Annotated in this window: 17 protein-coding genes; 7 read left to right on the top strand and 10 right to left on the bottom strand. The window is 40.3% G+C overall.

Features of this window, described 5'->3' with window-relative positions:
- Positions 1–16 precede the first annotated feature (16 nt).
- Together J2746_RS01535 and J2746_RS01530 are read right to left on the bottom strand one after the other, a co-directional pair.
- On the bottom strand, positions 17–403 hold the full coding sequence (locus J2746_RS01535) for a NifB/NifX family molybdenum-iron cluster-binding protein (RefSeq protein ID WP_209615173.1): 387 nt from the start codon (positions 401–403) through the stop codon (positions 17–19).
- Between the two features lie 62 nt (positions 404–465).
- On the bottom strand, positions 466–828 hold the full coding sequence (locus tag J2746_RS01530; RefSeq protein ID WP_209615170.1) for a NifB/NifX family molybdenum-iron cluster-binding protein: 363 nt from the start codon (positions 826–828) through the stop codon (positions 466–468).
- Between the two features lie 182 nt (positions 829–1,010).
- Here J2746_RS01530 and J2746_RS01525 point away from each other — a divergent pair, with 182 nt between their 5' ends.
- From J2746_RS01525 to J2746_RS01505, 5 genes are all read left to right on the top strand, one after another.
- Positions 1,011–1,811 carry an undecaprenyl-diphosphate phosphatase gene (locus tag J2746_RS01525; RefSeq protein ID WP_209615167.1) on the top strand — a complete coding sequence of 267 codons (801 nt, stop codon included), beginning with the start codon at positions 1,011–1,013 and terminating at the stop codon, positions 1,809–1,811.
- Positions 1,812–1,904: 93 nt separating this feature from the next.
- Entirely contained in the window at positions 1,905–2,210 is a 306-nt protein-coding gene (locus J2746_RS01520; protein ID WP_209615164.1) for a DUF134 domain-containing protein, read from the top strand.
- A 58-nt stretch (positions 2,211–2,268) separates the two neighbouring features.
- Entirely contained in the window at positions 2,269–3,102 is an 834-nt protein-coding gene (locus J2746_RS01515; RefSeq protein ID WP_209615161.1) for an Mrp/NBP35 family ATP-binding protein, read from the top strand.
- Positions 3,099–3,314 (top strand): anaerobic ribonucleoside-triphosphate reductase, encoded by a 216-nt coding sequence (gene nrdD, locus J2746_RS01510; protein WP_209615158.1) that lies wholly within the window; start codon positions 3,099–3,101, stop codon positions 3,312–3,314. The genes J2746_RS01515 and nrdD overlap by 4 nt, the downstream gene beginning before the upstream one ends.
- A 35-nt stretch (positions 3,315–3,349) precedes the next feature.
- Entirely contained in the window at positions 3,350–4,060 is a 711-nt protein-coding gene (locus tag J2746_RS01505) for a prenyltransferase/squalene oxidase repeat-containing protein (protein WP_209615156.1), read from the top strand.
- On the opposite strand, the gene J2746_RS01500 is transcribed toward J2746_RS01505, so the two are convergent.
- Positions 4,053–6,050 (bottom strand): sensor histidine kinase, encoded by a 1,998-nt coding sequence (locus J2746_RS01500; RefSeq protein WP_209615153.1) that lies wholly within the window; start codon positions 6,048–6,050, stop codon positions 4,053–4,055. The genes J2746_RS01505 and J2746_RS01500 overlap by 8 nt on opposite strands.
- Before the next feature lie 253 nt (positions 6,051–6,303).
- Here J2746_RS01500 and J2746_RS01495 point away from each other — a divergent pair, with 253 nt between their 5' ends.
- Positions 6,304–6,735 carry a bactofilin family protein gene (locus tag J2746_RS01495; RefSeq protein WP_209615151.1) on the top strand — a complete coding sequence of 144 codons (432 nt, stop codon included), beginning with the start codon at positions 6,304–6,306 and terminating at the stop codon, positions 6,733–6,735.
- A gap of 8 nt (positions 6,736–6,743) precedes the next feature.
- Here J2746_RS01495 and J2746_RS01490 read toward each other — a convergent pair whose 3' ends face one another.
- The 3 genes from J2746_RS01490 to J2746_RS01480 all read right to left on the bottom strand — a co-directional run bounded on the left by J2746_RS01490 (position 6,744) and on the right by J2746_RS01480 (position 9,401).
- A complete protein-coding gene (locus J2746_RS01490) occupies positions 6,744–7,502 on the bottom strand; it encodes an ABC transporter ATP-binding protein (RefSeq protein ID WP_209615148.1) in 759 nt (252 codons plus the stop codon).
- A complete protein-coding gene (locus J2746_RS01485) occupies positions 7,503–8,330 on the bottom strand; it encodes an ABC transporter permease (RefSeq protein WP_209615145.1) in 828 nt (275 codons plus the stop codon).
- 93 nt (positions 8,331–8,423) lie between these two features.
- Positions 8,424–9,401, bottom strand: coding sequence for an ABC transporter substrate-binding protein (locus J2746_RS01480; RefSeq protein WP_209615681.1), 978 nt, complete (start codon positions 9,399–9,401; stop codon positions 8,424–8,426).
- 197 nt (positions 9,402–9,598) lie between these two features.
- Here J2746_RS01480 and J2746_RS01475 point away from each other — a divergent pair, with 197 nt between their 5' ends.
- Positions 9,599–10,120, top strand: a complete 522-nt coding sequence (locus J2746_RS01475; protein WP_209615142.1) for a helix-turn-helix domain-containing protein — start codon at positions 9,599–9,601, stop codon at positions 10,118–10,120.
- A gap of 41 nt (positions 10,121–10,161) precedes the next feature.
- Here the strand turns inward: J2746_RS01475 and J2746_RS01470 are convergent, their stop codons facing one another.
- From J2746_RS01470 to J2746_RS01455, 4 genes are all read right to left on the bottom strand, one after another.
- A complete protein-coding gene (locus J2746_RS01470) occupies positions 10,162–13,839 on the bottom strand; it encodes an S-layer protein domain-containing protein (RefSeq protein WP_245249915.1) in 3,678 nt (1,225 codons plus the stop codon).
- A 109-nt stretch (positions 13,840–13,948) separates the two neighbouring features.
- Positions 13,949–14,941, bottom strand: a complete 993-nt coding sequence (thiL, locus tag J2746_RS01465) for a thiamine-phosphate kinase (RefSeq protein ID WP_209615136.1) — start codon at positions 14,939–14,941, stop codon at positions 13,949–13,951.
- 138 nt (positions 14,942–15,079) lie between these two features.
- Positions 15,080–15,943, bottom strand: a complete 864-nt coding sequence (locus tag J2746_RS01460) for a DUF4349 domain-containing protein (protein WP_209615133.1) — start codon at positions 15,941–15,943, stop codon at positions 15,080–15,082.
- A 65-nt stretch (positions 15,944–16,008) separates the two neighbouring features.
- Complete coding sequence (locus J2746_RS01455; RefSeq protein ID WP_209615131.1) at positions 16,009–16,797, bottom strand: anaerobic ribonucleoside-triphosphate reductase activating protein; 789 nt, start codon at positions 16,795–16,797, stop codon at positions 16,009–16,011.
- Between the last annotated feature and the right edge of the window lie 3 nt (positions 16,798–16,800).

Here is a 16,800-nt window from a genome sequence, read left to right as displayed (position 1 = left end):
TGCACCCATATCAATTTTAGTGGCAGTGACCATCGGGGCCGTGGTCATGACCATGGCCTGCACATGAGTTATTCTGAGTTGCCTTTGAAAGACTGGAGTTTTCCCATGCAGCAACAGCATCCTGAATGCTACCTGTTGCACCGATGAATACATCGATGTCGTACTGCTCGAACATCTGGACTGCTTTTCTTCCAAGACCACCACAGAGCATTACATCAACATTTTCCTTTGCCATGATCTCAGGTGGAAGTCCTGTGCCACCATTGTGTTCGCTTGTATTTGATATTACAGAAGTTTCCTTTGTTTCGGTGTCATATAATGTGTAGAAAGGTACTTTTCCAAAATGCTGGCCTACAGTATCTTCCATTCCGTTCTGTCCCATTGAAGGTATACATAATTTCATAATTCACACCTCTTTTGTGATAATTTGATATACTGATATTGTAATTAGAATTTCAAGCCAGCTCATCTTCTTGATTTACCGGCAGAATTTGGTGCATCTATACTCTCCAGTGACCCTGAGTTAAAAGCATCAATTGCCTCTTTCACAGAACCGCCGGAGAATATATTCATCTCAATGCCTTCGGATTCCAGCAATGTGAATGCATTCGGACCTACACTACCTGTTACCAGTACATTTATTCCTTTACCGATAACCTGCTGGGCTGCCTGGACACCTGCACCTCCTGACGCTGAACCCTGATTATTCCCTATAGCTTCGAATTCCATAGTATCCGGATCCACTATCAGGAAGAATTTGCATCTGCCGAAATGAGGAACCGTCGGGGCATCCAGGTCAGAACCTTTTGATGTAACACATATTTTCATTGATGTACTCCTGAAGACAAATAAATGATTAATACACACATAAGAGATAAAGTATAAATAGATTTTGGGTTTTGTTTATATATTTACTCACAATAGAGTGATAACCGACATCACAATAATAGTAACAATAACCAGGATAGAACCACCTTTTATATATACAAATAAAGCTAAAATGGCACAGGATGTTAACAGTTTTTGAGGCAATCGTACTTGGTATAGTACAGGGATTAGCTGAGTGGTTACCTATCAGCAGCGAAGGTATGACTACACTAGTCATGCTTAATTTTTTTGATAAGCCCCTTAAAGATGCTCTTCCCATAGCCATATGGTTGCATACAGGAACATTACTTTCAGCAGTAGTATTTTTCAGAAAGGATATCAGAGAAATAATCACAGATATCCCTCAATACGTAAAAAACAGAGATATGCAGGAGAAAAAAGATAGCCTGATCACATTCTTACTCGTAGCAACTTTAATAACCGGAATAATTGGACTGCCATTAATTCTCTTTGCCACCGAAATGAATGATTTTTCCGGCAGACTTGCAACTGCAGTTATCGGAGGATTGCTCATATTTACAGGACTACTTCAAATGTCTGCCTCAAAGAATACGATCCACCGGGAAAAAGCCGGGATCAAGGATTCACTGATTGTTGGTACTACACAGGGATTTGCAGCCCTGCCGGGAGTCAGCAGATCAGGAATTACTGTATCCACTTTACTTTTGAGAAACATAGAACCTGAGCAGGCTTTGAAGCTCAGCTTCCTCATGAGCATTCCGGCAGTTATGGCAGCAGATGTTGGAATGGGAGCCATGGGGCTTTTGAAAATTAATGTGAATTCAATACTGGCACTTTTCTGCGCATTCCTTTCAGGTATACTTACAATTGATCTCTTCATAAAAGCAGCCAGAAAGATAGATTTCTCAAAATTCTGTATTGTTCTGGGAGTGATCAGCATTCTGGCATATTTTGTGGGATGATAGACTTTAGATTGAATATCGCACAAAAGAGAATAAATATATAAAGCTATTGGATTACATATAAATAAAACATCATTTATTGAGTTCATAACAATGACTTGCAGAGGAAGACCCAAAGCACCCAGAAGAATAGAGTGCTCCCCGGACGTATTATATTTTAAACCACGTGGAGTGCCACTAAAGGAACTTGAAACCGTGACCCTTGCCATTGAAGAACTTGAAGCCCTGCGTCTTGCTGATCTTGAAGGATTGCAGCAGGAAGAAGCAGCTATCAGCATGGGCATTTCAAGGAGGGCATTCTGGCAGGATCTTCAGAACGCAAGAAAAAAAGTGGCTCAGGCACTCATAGAGGGCAAAGCTATTGAAATTACCGGCAAAAATCCGCTGGACACGGAATAGTTGCCTTAACATTATTTATTGTCCGTAATCGCCACACCAACATTCTAAAGGAGATCATATGACACAAAATATCCAGACTACAGAAGACCTTTTAAAGAAGCCGGAGGAACCAAAGCTTATCAGGAACATGAGAGCCATTAAAAAGAAAATAATGGTCATGAGTGGTAAAGGTGGAGTAGGAAAAAGTACCGTTGCCGCAAACCTGGCTGCAAAGCTTGCTGAACGTGGACACAAGGTTGGGCTTCTTGATGCAGATATACACGGACCAAGCATCCCAAAGATGTTTGGTATCGAAGACATAAGACCTGGTGTTGATGAAAATGGCATCGTGCCTATCAGCGTCACCGAAAACCTTGTAGTCATGTCTGTGGCACTCCTTCTTGAAGACAAGGATGCACCTGTCATATGGAGAGGTCCTGCAAAGATGGCAGCCATCAAACAATTCCTTGAAGATGTCTCCTGGGGCGACCTTGAATACCTGATCGTTGACCTGCCACCCGGGACCGGTGATGAGCCACTTAGCATTGCACAGCTCATCGAAAAAATGGAAGGTGCAGTTGTTGTAACAACACCACAGGATGTTGCTCTTGTGAGTGTCAGGAAATCCATCAAATTCGCAGAGATCCTGAAAGTACCTGTGATCGGCATCGTAGAGAACATGGCAGGAATTATCTGTCCACACTGTGATGAAAAAATAGATATTTTCGGCAAAGGTGGAGTTGAAAAAGCATCCACAGATTTCAACATACCAATTCTTGGTGAACTTCCAATGGACCCAAAGATAGCAGAGATCGAGGACAGCGGAAAAGTCCACACCGATATCAACGAAGAAATGCTCTGGGGCAAGGAATTCGCTTCCATTGTAGATTCTGTTGAGAATTTCAAGAAATGAATTGTCAGGAAGATTTATTCTTCCTGAATAAATTTACATATAATAAAGGAAATATTTCCAGAGGAATACAGGAAATATGCCCGCATTGTCAGAGAAAGATCACTGACAATATATTCAGAGTCACGGGCTACTATGGCCATGTAAATAACTGGAGTCCCGGAAAGGTAAGAGAATACGGAGAACGTCACAGATACAGGGTGGAATACAGGTAGAAAGATAGATAAATCCACAGACCGTCTGAACAATCATGATTTTCAAAAGTGAAGCGTCTTTCAACTGGCTTTATTCACAAAAGATAACAAAAGTGAAAGACCTTGCACGTGTAGTTCAGGCAAGTTATCTCTGGAAAGAGGAAAACGGCTACATGGAGAAACTTCTGAATTTACGCAAGGGAGATTCATGGGATGATGACCTGAGAGATACTTCACGCGTAACTTCTGTTCTTGCACAAGCAGGTACTGTTTTAAATGAAACCGGAGAGTGGATACTGTCAAAGCAGAAAAATGGTTCATGGAATGAGGATGTCTATGACAGCACATATGCCCTTGCAGCACTTGCAGACATTGGATCCTTTAATCCCGGTGGATGCAAATGGCTTGTTGAGAATTACGGGGAAAAATGGGAACATCCCGGAACAACTGCTCTTATAATCAAAGCACTTATCAAACAGCAAAAAATTGAAAAAGTAGATATTTACAATGAGTTTGTTGAAGAGAAGGCCAGATGGATAATATCAAAAAAGCAAAAAAACGGTTCATGGAAAACACCGGCAACCACCAATATTGTTATTCAGTCACTGATGATTGCAGGATATAAAAGTGAGGTAAAAGAACCTGTAAGATGGTTACTGGAAAATCTGAATGATAACGGCTCCTGGGGAAAAGAGAATGGTGATATTAACACAACATCTCTGTCGCTTATCACACTTCACGAATATATGAGTTCAATGATCACTTAACCGGAAGGAGAATGTGAATGGTGGCGCCTTTACTTCCATCACTCTCAGCCCATATCTCACCATTGTGAGCCTCTATTATCTTTTTACATATATACAGACCAAGGCCATTTCCGCCGTATTTACGTGTTGAAGAGCCATCAACCTGATAGAACCTGTTGAAGATGTGAGGAAGATTTTCTTCGGAAATACCTATTCCCTCGTCGGATATCTTTATGTGGATTTTAGTATTTTCCTGTAGCACAGCAGATATTTTTATCTTTCCACCGTCATTCATGAATTTTATGGAATTATCGATCAAATTGACAAAAACCTCTTCAAGGTAATCCAGATCACCATCTATCAATGGAATATCACAGGGAATGGACTTTTCTACTGTGTGAGCTTTGCTTGAGATCTCAGGAGAACGATCATGAAGTGCAGAATCAATAACTTCACATATTCTTAAAGGTACAAATGTGTACTCCACATTGCCACCTTCAGTAATGCTTACATAGAGAAGAGAATCAATGAGCCTCTTCAGCCTTTCAGAGCTCAGCATCATCTTTTCAACTGCATCTTTCTGTTTCTGGTTCAATTCACCAAGCGAACCTTCATACATAAGTTCACTATAACCTTTGATAGGGATCAATGGTGTCTTTAATTCATGCCTGAGGTTAGAAATGAACTCGTCTTTCATGCGATCAAGAGATGTTAATTCCTCATTTGCTCTGGCAAGGTCCTCAGCATATTTATTAAGGGCTTCTTCTGCGGCTTTTCTTTCTGTGAAATCCTCGACCACACAGACTCCACCCATAAATTTGCCTTCATCGGACACCACCGGACTGAACTCTGCCTTTATAGGTATAACCTTATCTGAAAATGGAGAATAGAAGTCATCTTCATATCTTGCAGGAATTCCTGCAAGAACCTGCTTTATAGCTTTTTTGATCTCATTGTCCTCACTGAAAGAATCAATAATATTGAAACCTATTATCTTTGAGATCACCTGTTCCTCAGGGACTCCTAAAATCCGGACCAATATCTCATTGCATTGCGTTATTGTGCCATTCTCATCAAAGTGGAAAATACCAAGAGGTGATTTTTCGAACATCATACGGTATTTATTCTTTGCAATGCTTGTGAGCCTCTCTTTCATTTTCCTCTGAGAAATATCGTTGATGATAGCTCCATGGAAAATATCACCCTTATAGCGGGTAGTAGTGATTGCAAGTTCTATAGGGAATTCAGTATCATCCTTGCGCAGACCGGCAACTTCTATGATCTTGCCAACAACAGGAGACTTTCCAATAGATATTAGTTCCTCCCAGCCTTCATGTGCCTTACGATATCTTTTTGGCATTATACGGGTTATATTTTGACCAACAATCTCATCTTCCTTATAACCAAAAAGTCGGGTTGCGTTGCGGTTCCAGAAAGTAATTTTACCGGTATGATCAGAAAAAACAAGTGCATAAGGAATTGAATCAAGATGAATGAACAATTTTTCAATATCTTTTAGCATTTCATTTTGCACATCATTTTTTTCCTGGATATCTATAAAGGAAAGTAGAAGTGCTTTTTCAGGAGAATCAGCATCTTTTAGGAGACTTACATTAACAAGAAAAGTTGTTATTGTATCATCTGAACCTTTTATTAAAAACTCAGTAGAAAATGAAAGTGCCAGTTCATCTTTATTTTCCTGGAAAAATGAAGATAAAAAGGATGTAGCATATTCTTTTTCGTCTTCAGGAACATATTTTTCTGTGAATTTACCACTTTCTGTACTATGATCAAAACCCAGATAATCCTGTGCTTTTTTGTTGGCCATAATAATAGAGTCATTTTCATCGACAATAAGCACAAGCTGATCAAGCAGGTCATAAAATGTCTGAGAATGTGCGATATCTGAAAAAGAGATTTCACTCACTGGCAACGACAGGGATTCCCCTATGTCTGTTGAATGAGCACTATTGTCATTCTCAAAATCATGTGTGTTTTTGTTTATGACCATCTGTACACCTTTGGATACGTCAGGAAAGCTGTGAAAACTGCATCAACATATCTCAAATATAAGTAATTATATTGAATATATAATATATAATAGTTGGCACCTAATATTCTAAGTATATAAATTATAATAAAATAAAGAAACTTGTCATTCATATATTTGTATGTCAATCTGTGAACAAAATACGACAATAAGCTATTATTCAGAGTAGGATTTATAATCAGAAAAAACTATTGAAGTACAATGGTGACCTTAGATGAGTGAAAATCCAATAAAATACCATGAGGAATCAAACACTTATATTACCCGCAAAAACAGCTATTTTGAGAAGGACATCAATGTAGATGGAAACCTTATAGTCGGATCAGGTTCCAATTTCTGGAAAGGTATCAATGTAAAAGGAATACTGAAACTTGGAAAAGGTACTTTTGTAAAAGGAGATGTCAAAGCAGATGAAGCTATTGTGGGTGCAAGATCAGAGATAAACGGAAGTATAGAAGTAGCCGGGGACCTCAAAATATTCGATTCGGTAAAAATAAATGGATCTGCCATTGCAGGAGAACAGATGTTTGTACGCCCGGGGTCTGATATTGGATTTGCAAAAGCCAGTAAAACAATGGAACTGGTAGGAAAGGTCAGCATTAAAGAGATTGAGTCAGGAACAAAAGTAATTGTGCGCTCTGAATGAACAAATTCTCAATGACCCTGTTCCTTGAGAAGAGATTTTAGAATCCGATCTCGGAGCCTATTGGCTTCGGGGCTTGTCCTGTCCCTTGGTCGTGGAAGGTTCACATCTATTACTTCCTTTACTTTACCCGGACGTGCACTCATCAGCACTATTTTATCTGCAAGGAAAACAGCTTCGTCCACGCTGTGCGTAACAAAAAGAACGGTAATGCTCTTTTTTTGCCATATGTCCAGTAACTCCTGCTGGAGTATATTACGTGTCTGGGCATCAAGTGCACCAAAGGGTTCATCCATTAGAAGTACTGCAGGCTCATTGGCAAGTGCCCTTGCAATAGCAACTCTCTGCTTCATACCGCCTGAAAGTTCGTATGGATAGCTGTCCCGGAATTGCTGAAGGCCAACCAGTTCAAGGTATTTTTCACTTTCAACAATAGCATCTTTCTTTTTTTTCCCACTCATCTGTGGGCCAAATATAATGTTGTCAATAACTGTTTTCCAGGGGAAAAGTGAGTATTCCTGAAAAACCATGCCTCTGTCAGGGCCGGGAGAATCTATTCTTGTACCATCAAGATAAACTTCACCACTGTCCGGTTTATCAAGGCCGGATATTATCCTTAGCAAGGTGGTCTTTCCACATCCTGATGGACCTACAAAGCAAACAAAATCCTTGTCTTCAACCTCAAGACTAACATTATCAAGTGCCAGAGTTGAAGTATCTTCATCCTTTGTGAAATTCCGGGATACATTCCTTACTTTTACACTACCCATTCAGATCACCACACCTTTTCGCCATTTAAGGAGCTTGCCATCAATATAGTACCTCAGCAGCCGGTCAATGAAAAGTCCGAGGAAACCAAGAATAAGCATATACAAAAGCACAAATTCCATTCTGTGAAGATCATAGAAATGCCACATCTGATAACCGAGACCGTTCCTGCTTACTCCAAACATTTCAGCAGCAACAAGGCACATCCAGCCTACGCCCATTGCTATTCTTATGCCTGCAGCAATGGAAGGAAGAGCTGACGGGAAAGCCACATAGCGTATGAGTTCATGATTATTGTTACAACCTAATACTTTTGCTGCTTCTACATATACTCTGGATACACTCTTAAAACCTGTAAAAGTGTTGATCATGATCGGGAAAACTGCACCGATGAATATGAGAAAGCCTGCAGCGAAGGGATTCAGACCTATCCAGATAATTGCAAAGGGTATCCATGCAAGCGGAGGAATTGGACGTACCATTTCTACAATAGGATCAACAATACGATCTATCGTGCGGAACCAACCCATGATCATACCTATTGGAATCCCTATGACAAGAGCAGCTATCAGGCCTATGCTAAAGTGCATCATACTATAGAAGAAATCAACCAGTAACATCGGAAGCTGCATGTTAAGACCCATTATAACCAGGTTTGAATCTCTTGACATAATTTCAGCTAATGCACCGATCACATCCGTGAAACTTGGCAGATAGAACTTGTTACCTACAACATAAACTGCTATTATTTGCCAGAGAACGATCGCAGAGCATATGGATATGATTTCCACGCTTTTATCTTTCAGGACATGGATGTTGTTTTTTGTCATGGATCCTCCGGTTGATCGGAGACTATAAGACTCCGGACAAACATAGAAATGTGTACTTATTATTTAAGTTAGTATCAAAAAAGAAAAAAAAGATTATTGATCCAGAGCATCATAGAAGCTCAGATCAAATATATCTTCCTGTGTGAGAGGTGTGCTGATATATCCAAGTTCATACTGAACCTGTGCGTAATCAACTGTTGAGTTGACTATCAGATTCGGATCAGCTACCCATGAACCATCCCAGTCATTGAGTGACTGATTTACCAGTTCAACGTCCCAGTCCTGATCATCAGCAAATATCTGTGCTGCTTCACCAAGATTCTCAGAATTGTACTCTGTTGCATGCACATGAGTTTCAACTATCTGCTGGACAACGTCAGGATGATTCCTTATGAGATCACCACTTACAGCAACAACACAGCATGCATGATCCTGAAGCATTTCACCTGATGATACCACTGACCTGCCAGTACCTTCACTCTCGATCATTACTGGTGCCGGATGAGGAAGGAATACCGCATCTACCTGGCCTGCAGAGATAGCTGTCATTGCATCTCCAGGACCCATTCCTTTTATGTCTACTTCTGTTTCCGGGTCAATTCCGTTTTCCTGCAACCAGTCCCTGATGAGGGTGTCCTGGATAGTTCCTGCAGGGAATGTTGCTATTGTAAGTCCTCTGAGGTCTTCCGGACTCTCATAAGGAAGATCGGTTCTGAGTACAAGATCTGAACCCTGTATCTGTACAGCAGCTACGATCTTTGCATCAAGACCATTTGCAAGAGCAGCTATAACAGGAGCTGCACCAACATATGCTACGTCTATCTCACCTGCAAGCATGGACTGCATTTCAGGTGCACCTGTTGGGAAAAGATTGTCATCAATGGATTCTATGCCATAAGGCTCAAGGTCTTCAAGCCACCAGCCTTTTTCTCTGGCAGTCATGTATGCTATCTGATGTGTACTTGGCTGATAACCAAAAGTAAGTTCAGTAATAGCATCTGCCTGTTCTTCTTCCTGATCAGCAGTGTCCTCTGTGCATCCTGATACGAATACAGCAAGGACAAGTGCCATCACAAGAAATAAAGTAGAAGCTAATTTAATTGTCTTTGTCTGGTTCACATTACCACCTTAAATAATGTTAGATAATTTGTTTGCATGAGCCTATATATTATATATATTTCCACAATCCGTAAGATATATAACCTAAAAAGGCTAATTTTTTAAATTGATTTGCCTAGGTGGGCTTATAGTGTGTCGGGAGATAAAAGATGAGCACAGTAGACAAAATAATACAAGCTGTTTTTGAATCAGATGAAGATTTCAGGAATGCCCTTTCCAGTACCATAAAGGAAGAACTGAACATGAACATGGCAGAATTTGCCGAGGAGGCAGATGTTCCTGCCAGTACACTTTATAAAATCATGTCCGGTAAAAGAGAACCTAATGTCAAAACATTAAGACAAATAATCAAAACGATCAAAAGGCTGGAAGGATCAGAAAAGGGTGAATTCATAGCAGTGATTGCTGCAAGACCGGTGCTTGATAACATCAGCGAAACTAAAAGAAAGATATCTGGAAATTTATGCACTATCAGAGAGTATTCTGCAACTTCCATGGAAGAAGCCATCATTGCTGCTGTCCGTGCCGAGAGAGAAGGAGCAAAAGCTCTTGTATGCGCACCAATAGTCAGCCCCACAGTAGAGAAGATACTGAGCATACCCGTTGCAACCATTATGCCTAAAAACAGCCTGCTTGAAGCTATCGAACTTGTGGCTAAGAAAATAAGCTGAATTTGGATCTGAATAAAAATAAAAAAAGATAAAAAAAGAGTTTATCGGTATTGTCCGATCAACTCTTTAAGTGCTTCTATTGCTTCTGCAGCCTTGGCCTGTGCAATTTCCACAGTCCATCCACCTGCTGTGAACAGATATGCAACTCCTCCAATGGCTGCAAGACCAACTGCTCCAAGGACATACCACACTGTACCGGATCTTTCAAAGACCTCATAGGTGGTTGTAAGGTCTCCCAGTTCTACTTCATAGGTACCGGGCTCTTCTTCCTCATGTGTGAACTCAACGGTTGTGGAATTACCTACTGAAAGTGTTATTGTCTGTGAATCTACAACTACGCCATTTACCTTAAGCTCAACATTATAGGAACCTTCGGCAGTACCCGTGTTGATAACATCAGCACTTATGATTGCTTCCTGTCCCTGTTTAATCTCAAGAGGACTTATCTCCAGATTACTGAATTCAAATTCTGCGGCAAGTTCATTGACCTTCAGATCAAGTTCAGCATCATTCATACCATCCTTGGTAGCTTCAATAGAATGTGTTCCTGTCTCAGTTGTAGTATAGGTTACAGTTCCATCACTGTCAGTGGTACCTATTGATGCACCATCAAAAGTAACCGTTGCACCGGAAACAGGGTTTCCTCCAATTGCCTGCAGGACAAATATAGTAATGGAGCTTCCCTCATAAACCTCATCAGGAGATACTTCAATGCTCATCTTTCTGGTTTCATCATCAGGATCGATTACCTCAAGGTCTTGAGAATCTGATGTGTAACCATCCTTTGAAGCAGTTATCTCAAAAGTACCAACTTCATCTGCATCATAATCAATTGTACCTTCATCATCGGTGGTTCCAATGGTTGTACCTTCCACCTTGACTGTGGCATCTGATATTTGTGAACCACGTGAAGTAACAGTAATAGTTACCTCATCGCCTTCTGTTACTGTTGATTCACTAAGATCAATGCTGAGTGCCTGGGAAGCTGCTGTTGTAACTTCAACATATGGATAGTATCTTAGTGTACCTGAATCGGCAACTCTTATACCAACTTCTCCCATGAGACTGATATCCTTATCACTTGAAAGGGATATGGAATCCTCATTCTTCATGACAATGGAATCTTCACCGTAGCTGGTGATCTCCATCTCACCATAGGAATCTCCATCCTCGAGACTGATATAATCTTCAGATATCTGGAAAACACCCTCAATGAATACAGCGTTTGACTCAGTACCAGCAAATACCTCATTAAAGTGTACTATGATGATAGGTACGTCATCCGCATCACCAAGATCAGTCTCATAGACATAATCATCGTTGGCAGATACTATTCCTGTATCAACCTCATCTCCATCCTGATACAATTCAATAAGAACACTCTCTCCATTAGTGTCGACTTCAATTACATCCAGAGTGTAGCCTTCCTCAAGAATCAGTGAAGAACCTGAGTAAACAGATGATTCGTCATCATCGTCCAGTAGAACTTTTGAGAGCTGACCATTGGACATGAGACTTATTTCGTCAACACCATCGATATCTGTGTCATCTGTATAACCTGCAAAATACTTCTCAGCCATAAATCCTATTACTTCGAATTCTCCCCAGCTGGAATATTCGAAATCAACGGAATCAGGCGTGCTTGTATAAACAAGGTCGCCATCATCAATTGTCCTTCCGGATATGGCAGTTAATTCAAGTTTTTCAGTCTGTATACCCTCATCGATATCATAGTAGAAGCCTTCAAAATTCAATGGTGTCCATGTGAGAAGGTCATCTTCTTCTGCAACCGTACCACGAAGTTCATAAGTACCTGGGTCGGACATGTCAACATAAGGTGCAAATCTTAAGTCATCATTGTCAGCAACTTCTATCTTGATCTTACCCATAAGGGTGATCGAGTCACCTTTTGAGAGGGAGACCGTATCCTCATTTTCCATTTCTATAAGTTCATCACTTATGGAAGTAATTTCCATTTCACCATAGGTTTCACCGTCATCAAGTTCAATGTAATCATCTGATATCTGGAAGACACCTTCAACGAAAACAGCATTTGTTTCAGTACCACTGAAAACCTCATCGAAATGAACAATTATCAGTGCCACATCATCTGCATCTCCAAGATCAGTCTCATAGACATAATCATCACCACTGGAAATTACACCACTGTCAACTTCATCTCCGTCTTGTGTCAGGGTTACATATACGCTTTCACCATTCACATCAACTTCTATGACATTCAGTTCATAGCCATCCTCAAGGATCAGTGATGAACCGGAATAAACAGACTCTTTGTCATCTACATCAAGGAGAATTTTAGATAACTGACCTGCAGACATAAGACTTACTTCATCAACACCGTCAATTGTTGTGTTACCGGTATATCCCGCAAAGTATTTCTCTGCCATAAAACCAATAATCTGATAAGAACCCCAATCAGAGTTTTCGAAATCTGTCTCAACTGGTCTTGTCTGGTAAACAATATCACCATCACCAAGTGAACGATCGATATCATAAATGGTCATGTTCTCAGAGCTAAGTCCAGATTCAAGATCATAGAAGAATCCTGAGAAGGATTTTGCATCCCAGGTGTACTTGTCTTCTGATTGATCGGCATTCTCGTCCCATATTCGGTCACCGGTGTAATAGGTCTGTGGATAAACTGTGATCGTTGTGACATCAGATGTATCAGCCCCATCTCCATTTGTAGCTTCCAGAGTTACGTTGTAGGTCCCAACTGTATCAAAAGTATGTACAGGATGTTGCTCTGTTGAAGTGTCTCCATCATCAAAGTCCCATGACCATGAGGTAGGACTGTTAGTAGAGGTATCGTTGAAAGTTACAGTAAATGGAACCGCACCAGATGTTGCACTTGTATCAAAAGACGCAACTGGTGGATTGGATGAAGGAGTTGATACTGTAATATAATCTGTTTTTGTCTCTACGTCACTTTCAGTACCATTCACAGCCGTAAGTACAACAGTGTAAGTTCCATCGGAAGTATAAGTGAAAACAGGATTCTGGGTAGTTGAATCATTGGTTCCGTCGTTATCAAAATCCCAGTACCATTCAGTTGCATTGGTAGATGTATCGGTAAACTGGACAGCTAGAGGATTATCTCCGGACGTCACGTTAGCACTGAAATCAGCAACTGGTGTAGCGTAAGTGGAAGCAGTAGTAACAGTAATGTAATCTGTTTTTGTCTCCACATCACTTTCAGTTCCATTCACGGCTGTCAGCACGACAGTATAAGTCCCATCGGAACTGTAAGTGAAAACTGGATTCTGAGTAGTTGAATCATTGGTTCCGTCGTTATCAAAATCCCAGTACCATTCAGTTGCATTGGTAGATGCATCGGTAAACTGGACAGCTAGAGGATTATCTCCGGACGTCACGTTGGCACTGAAATCAGCAACTGGTGTAGCGTAAGTGGAAGCAGTAGTAACAGTAATGTAATCTGTTTTAGTTTCCACATCACTTTCAGTTCCATTCACGGCTGTCAGCACGACAGTATAAGTCCCATCGGAACTGTAAGTGAAAACTGGATTCTGAGTTGTTGAATCATTTGTTCCATCATTATTAAAATCCCAGTACCATTCAGTTGCATTGAAAGATGCATCGGTGAATTGAACAGAAAGAGGATTATCACCGGAAGTTACATTCGCACTGAAATCTGCTGTAACATTTGCAGCCGAAGCAATCGAACTGCACAAAAACATTAATGAAAATGCAATTAAAATTAATTTAAACTTATTTCGCATTCTAAACCTTCCTTAAATATTAGATTGAACTGTATAATTAAATATCGTAAACTAATCCTGCCTAATGTTAATTCCCCAATTGCAGATAACCTTTTCGATTTATCGTCAGGTTTTTTCCGCTATGGCACCTAAGTATAGTACCAACTTCCCGGTCAACTACATTCCCTATAACATTTAAATAACATGCGGTTTGTGCCACCTCAAGCATATCAGGAGAAACTGTGAAGAGAAGCTCAAAATCCCCACCAGTGTAAAGTGCAAAATCAGTAAGTTCTGAACTTTCAGATGTCACATGATCTTCAATTTCTTTTTGTATAGGAAGTGAATCCTCATCAATTCTGAATCCCACATTATTGAGGTCTGCAAGGTCATGAAGTGACATTGCCAGTCCGTCACTTGTATCCATCATACTTGTTACGGCACCTGTAAGGGCAAGTTTCTGAGCTTCGCTTACTCTTGGTACAGGCTCAAGAAGAGTATTAAGAAGACTATCAGGTATGTCTATATCATTTTCAAGAGCATGCAGTGCAGCTCCGGCAGAACCTGCAAAACCGGTCACACATACAATGTCGCCAGGTTTTGCACCTCTTCGGGTCAGAAGCTCTGATTTTTTTACCTTTCCAAGACAAGTACCTGTTATTGTCAGCTCATCATGGGTGTCTATGTCACCACCTATGACAGAAGTTCCACAGAATCTTGCACAATCATTCATTCCCCTTGAAACTTCATCAACAAATGAAAGATCGGTGTCTTTAGAAAAACCCATTGCTGAGAGAAAACCTATCGGCCTGGCACCCATTGAAGCAACATCACTGAAATTTACCGCAGCAGACATCCAGCCGATCTGCCATGGAGTCATGCATAAAGGAAAATCCGTCTTACGGTGAAGCATATCAGTTGTTATTACCATATATTCATCTTCAGAAATATCGATAACAGCACAATCATCAGGTCCGGCACCTAACGGAACATCGGGATTATGAACTGAGCCAAAAACACCGGACAATCGACTGATAAGCGGGCGTTCACCCAATTCAGATACAGAAGTAGGGTCATTCATAGTTATCTGCTATTTTAACGTTCTATAAATAATTACTTGGCAAAGAAGCATTGATACTAAATATCAATACTAAAAACCTGAAAAATTAATTTTGCTGGCATTTAAATACCAGCTTAATAAAGAAATTCAGATTTAAACTTACTGTTTTCTAATTCTCCTCCTGATTAACAAACCGGCACCTCCGAAGAATATTAAAACAATTACAAGTGGCAAAAGATAACCGACAAGTACGATCAGGGCATTGACCATTGATATGAAACCATTAACTGATTCTGATAGTGCATCCCGAATACCCCATGAATGAGCTATTGGCCTTGGTTCTGTTACACGTATGTTGATAGTTGAAAACTCGACACGATCATCAAGATAGTTCAATCTTCCAGTCAGACTTTCAATCTCACCGCGAACCCTTTCAAGTTCCTTTTCAACTGCCAGGACATCCTCAACAGTTTCAGTCATATTGAGAATTTCCTGAAGACGGGATTCCTGCCTTTCAAGATTATCCAGGCGCGCACTTACATCAATATACTCTTCCGTAACATCCTGTGCATTTACACTTTTACTTGTTACTTCACCCAGTTCACCTACATCCTCAAGGAAAGATGAATATTCAGATTCCGGCACTCTTACAGTGATGTATCCTTCTTTAGCTTCAATTGAGTCATAATAAGAATCGTGGATAGAAGAACTGGAAACATATCCACCAGAAGCAACTGCCATTTTAGATATCTCATCAATGCCCTCTGAGGCATCACTTACCTTTATGGTCATGTCCACAGTAGTTATTGTCTTACGGTCTACAGAAACACTTGAAGCTCCGCCGGAATCACCATACTCCGCTTCACCCATAGCATTTCTTGCATAGGATTCATCATACTCTTCAGTTACGACATAGTCAGCTGACTGCACAGTAGACTCTTTATAATTACTTGCACAACCCGATACAAAGGTAGCTGCCAGAAGTATAATTAATACTGCAATGCTACTGAATTTTAGTTTCATTTAATCACACCTTTTTAAGTCTGATTAAATGATTGACAGGAAAGTATTAAAAAATTGTTTAAACTTCAAACAGATTCGAAGTTAACCTTTTCGTTGCCTTTTTCTTTTGTCCTGACATATATGTTATTCAGGAACTTATGAGCAACATCTGCAAGTTCAAGGAGTTCATCCCTACTCAACGGCTTTATACCCCTGAGAGACTCCATCATTGCATTTTCTGCAAAACCCTGCTGGAGAACATAAACAGGTTCACGACTGCCGGTAAGTTCATTGAGTGATTTTGAAATTTCTGAGACTTCATCCGGACTTCCCATAAAATCACGGATAATGGTAGTCCTCAATTCCAGTTCAATATCCTTTTCCAGAACAAGATTGATAGATTCACACACCCTTTCAACCACATTTTGTGGATCAATATGAATGTCATTATAATCAATACATCCAATTGCTTTTGCATACTTTTGAGCATCATCCAGAGGAGCTTTTACATCGATGAAGAATTTGTCCACAAGCCCCTTTTCCATAAGTTCGGCCATTACGTGAGGATAATAACCGTTTGTATGAATACCTACAAGCAGACCTATTTTCTTTGCGAATCCTGCAAGATGCATTACTGCATCTTTCTGCATCAGGGGTTCACCACCTGAAAAAACCACACTGCTTACAAAGGGTCGGGACTTCTTCATCTCAGCTTCGAGCAACGAAGTATCAACAAGATTACTTTCAAAAAGAAGCTCGTGATTCTGACAATAAGGACACAGGTAAGGACATCCTCGTAAAAAGAAAACGATTGACACCTTTCCGTGCCAATCTACCGTTGATATGGGAACGGAACTCCCGTAATTTACTTTCATATT

Origin of the sequence: Methanolobus bombayensis (assembly GCF_017873415.1) — an archaeon.
Taxonomy (GTDB): Archaea; Halobacteriota; Methanosarcinia; order Methanosarcinales; family Methanosarcinaceae; genus Methanolobus; species Methanolobus bombayensis.
The sequence above is the reverse complement of the archived record's forward strand: the minus strand, read 5'-3'. Positions and strand labels throughout refer to the sequence as shown.

Excerpts from the sequence above, each read along its gene's own strand:
- J2746_RS01535 (WP_209615173.1), bottom strand. The coding sequence starts at position 403 with ATGAAATTATGTATACCTTCAATGGGACAGAACGGAATGGAAGATACT.
- J2746_RS01530 (WP_209615170.1), bottom strand. The coding sequence starts at position 828 with ATGAAAATATGTGTTACATCAAAAGGTTCTGACCTGGATGCCCCGACG.
- J2746_RS01525 (WP_209615167.1), top strand. The coding sequence starts at position 1,011 with ATGTTAACAGTTTTTGAGGCAATCGTACTTGGTATAGTACAGGGATTA.
- J2746_RS01520 (WP_209615164.1), top strand. The coding sequence starts at position 1,905 with ATGACTTGCAGAGGAAGACCCAAAGCACCCAGAAGAATAGAGTGCTCC.
- J2746_RS01515 (WP_209615161.1), top strand. The coding sequence starts at position 2,269 with ATGACACAAAATATCCAGACTACAGAAGACCTTTTAAAGAAGCCGGAG.
- nrdD (WP_209615158.1), top strand. The coding sequence starts at position 3,099 with ATGAATTGTCAGGAAGATTTATTCTTCCTGAATAAATTTACATATAAT.
- J2746_RS01505 (WP_209615156.1), top strand. The coding sequence starts at position 3,350 with ATGATTTTCAAAAGTGAAGCGTCTTTCAACTGGCTTTATTCACAAAAG.
- J2746_RS01500 (WP_209615153.1), bottom strand. The coding sequence starts at position 6,050 with ATGGTCATAAACAAAAACACACATGATTTTGAGAATGACAATAGTGCT.
- J2746_RS01495 (WP_209615151.1), top strand. The coding sequence starts at position 6,304 with ATGAGTGAAAATCCAATAAAATACCATGAGGAATCAAACACTTATATT.
- J2746_RS01490 (WP_209615148.1), bottom strand. The coding sequence starts at position 7,502 with ATGGGTAGTGTAAAAGTAAGGAATGTATCCCGGAATTTCACAAAGGAT.
- J2746_RS01485 (WP_209615145.1), bottom strand. The coding sequence starts at position 8,330 with ATGACAAAAAACAACATCCATGTCCTGAAAGATAAAAGCGTGGAAATC.
- J2746_RS01480 (WP_209615681.1), bottom strand. The coding sequence starts at position 9,401 with ATGGCACTTGTCCTTGCTGTATTCGTATCAGGATGCACAGAGGACACT.
- J2746_RS01475 (WP_209615142.1), top strand. The coding sequence starts at position 9,599 with ATGAGCACAGTAGACAAAATAATACAAGCTGTTTTTGAATCAGATGAA.
- J2746_RS01470 (WP_245249915.1), bottom strand. The coding sequence starts at position 13,839 with ATGTTTTTGTGCAGTTCGATTGCTTCGGCTGCAAATGTTACAGCAGAT.
- thiL (WP_209615136.1), bottom strand. The coding sequence starts at position 14,941 with ATGAATGACCCTACTTCTGTATCTGAATTGGGTGAACGCCCGCTTATC.
- J2746_RS01460 (WP_209615133.1), bottom strand. The coding sequence starts at position 15,943 with ATGAAACTAAAATTCAGTAGCATTGCAGTATTAATTATACTTCTGGCA.
- J2746_RS01455 (WP_209615131.1), bottom strand. The coding sequence starts at position 16,797 with ATGAAAGTAAATTACGGGAGTTCCGTTCCCATATCAACGGTAGATTGG.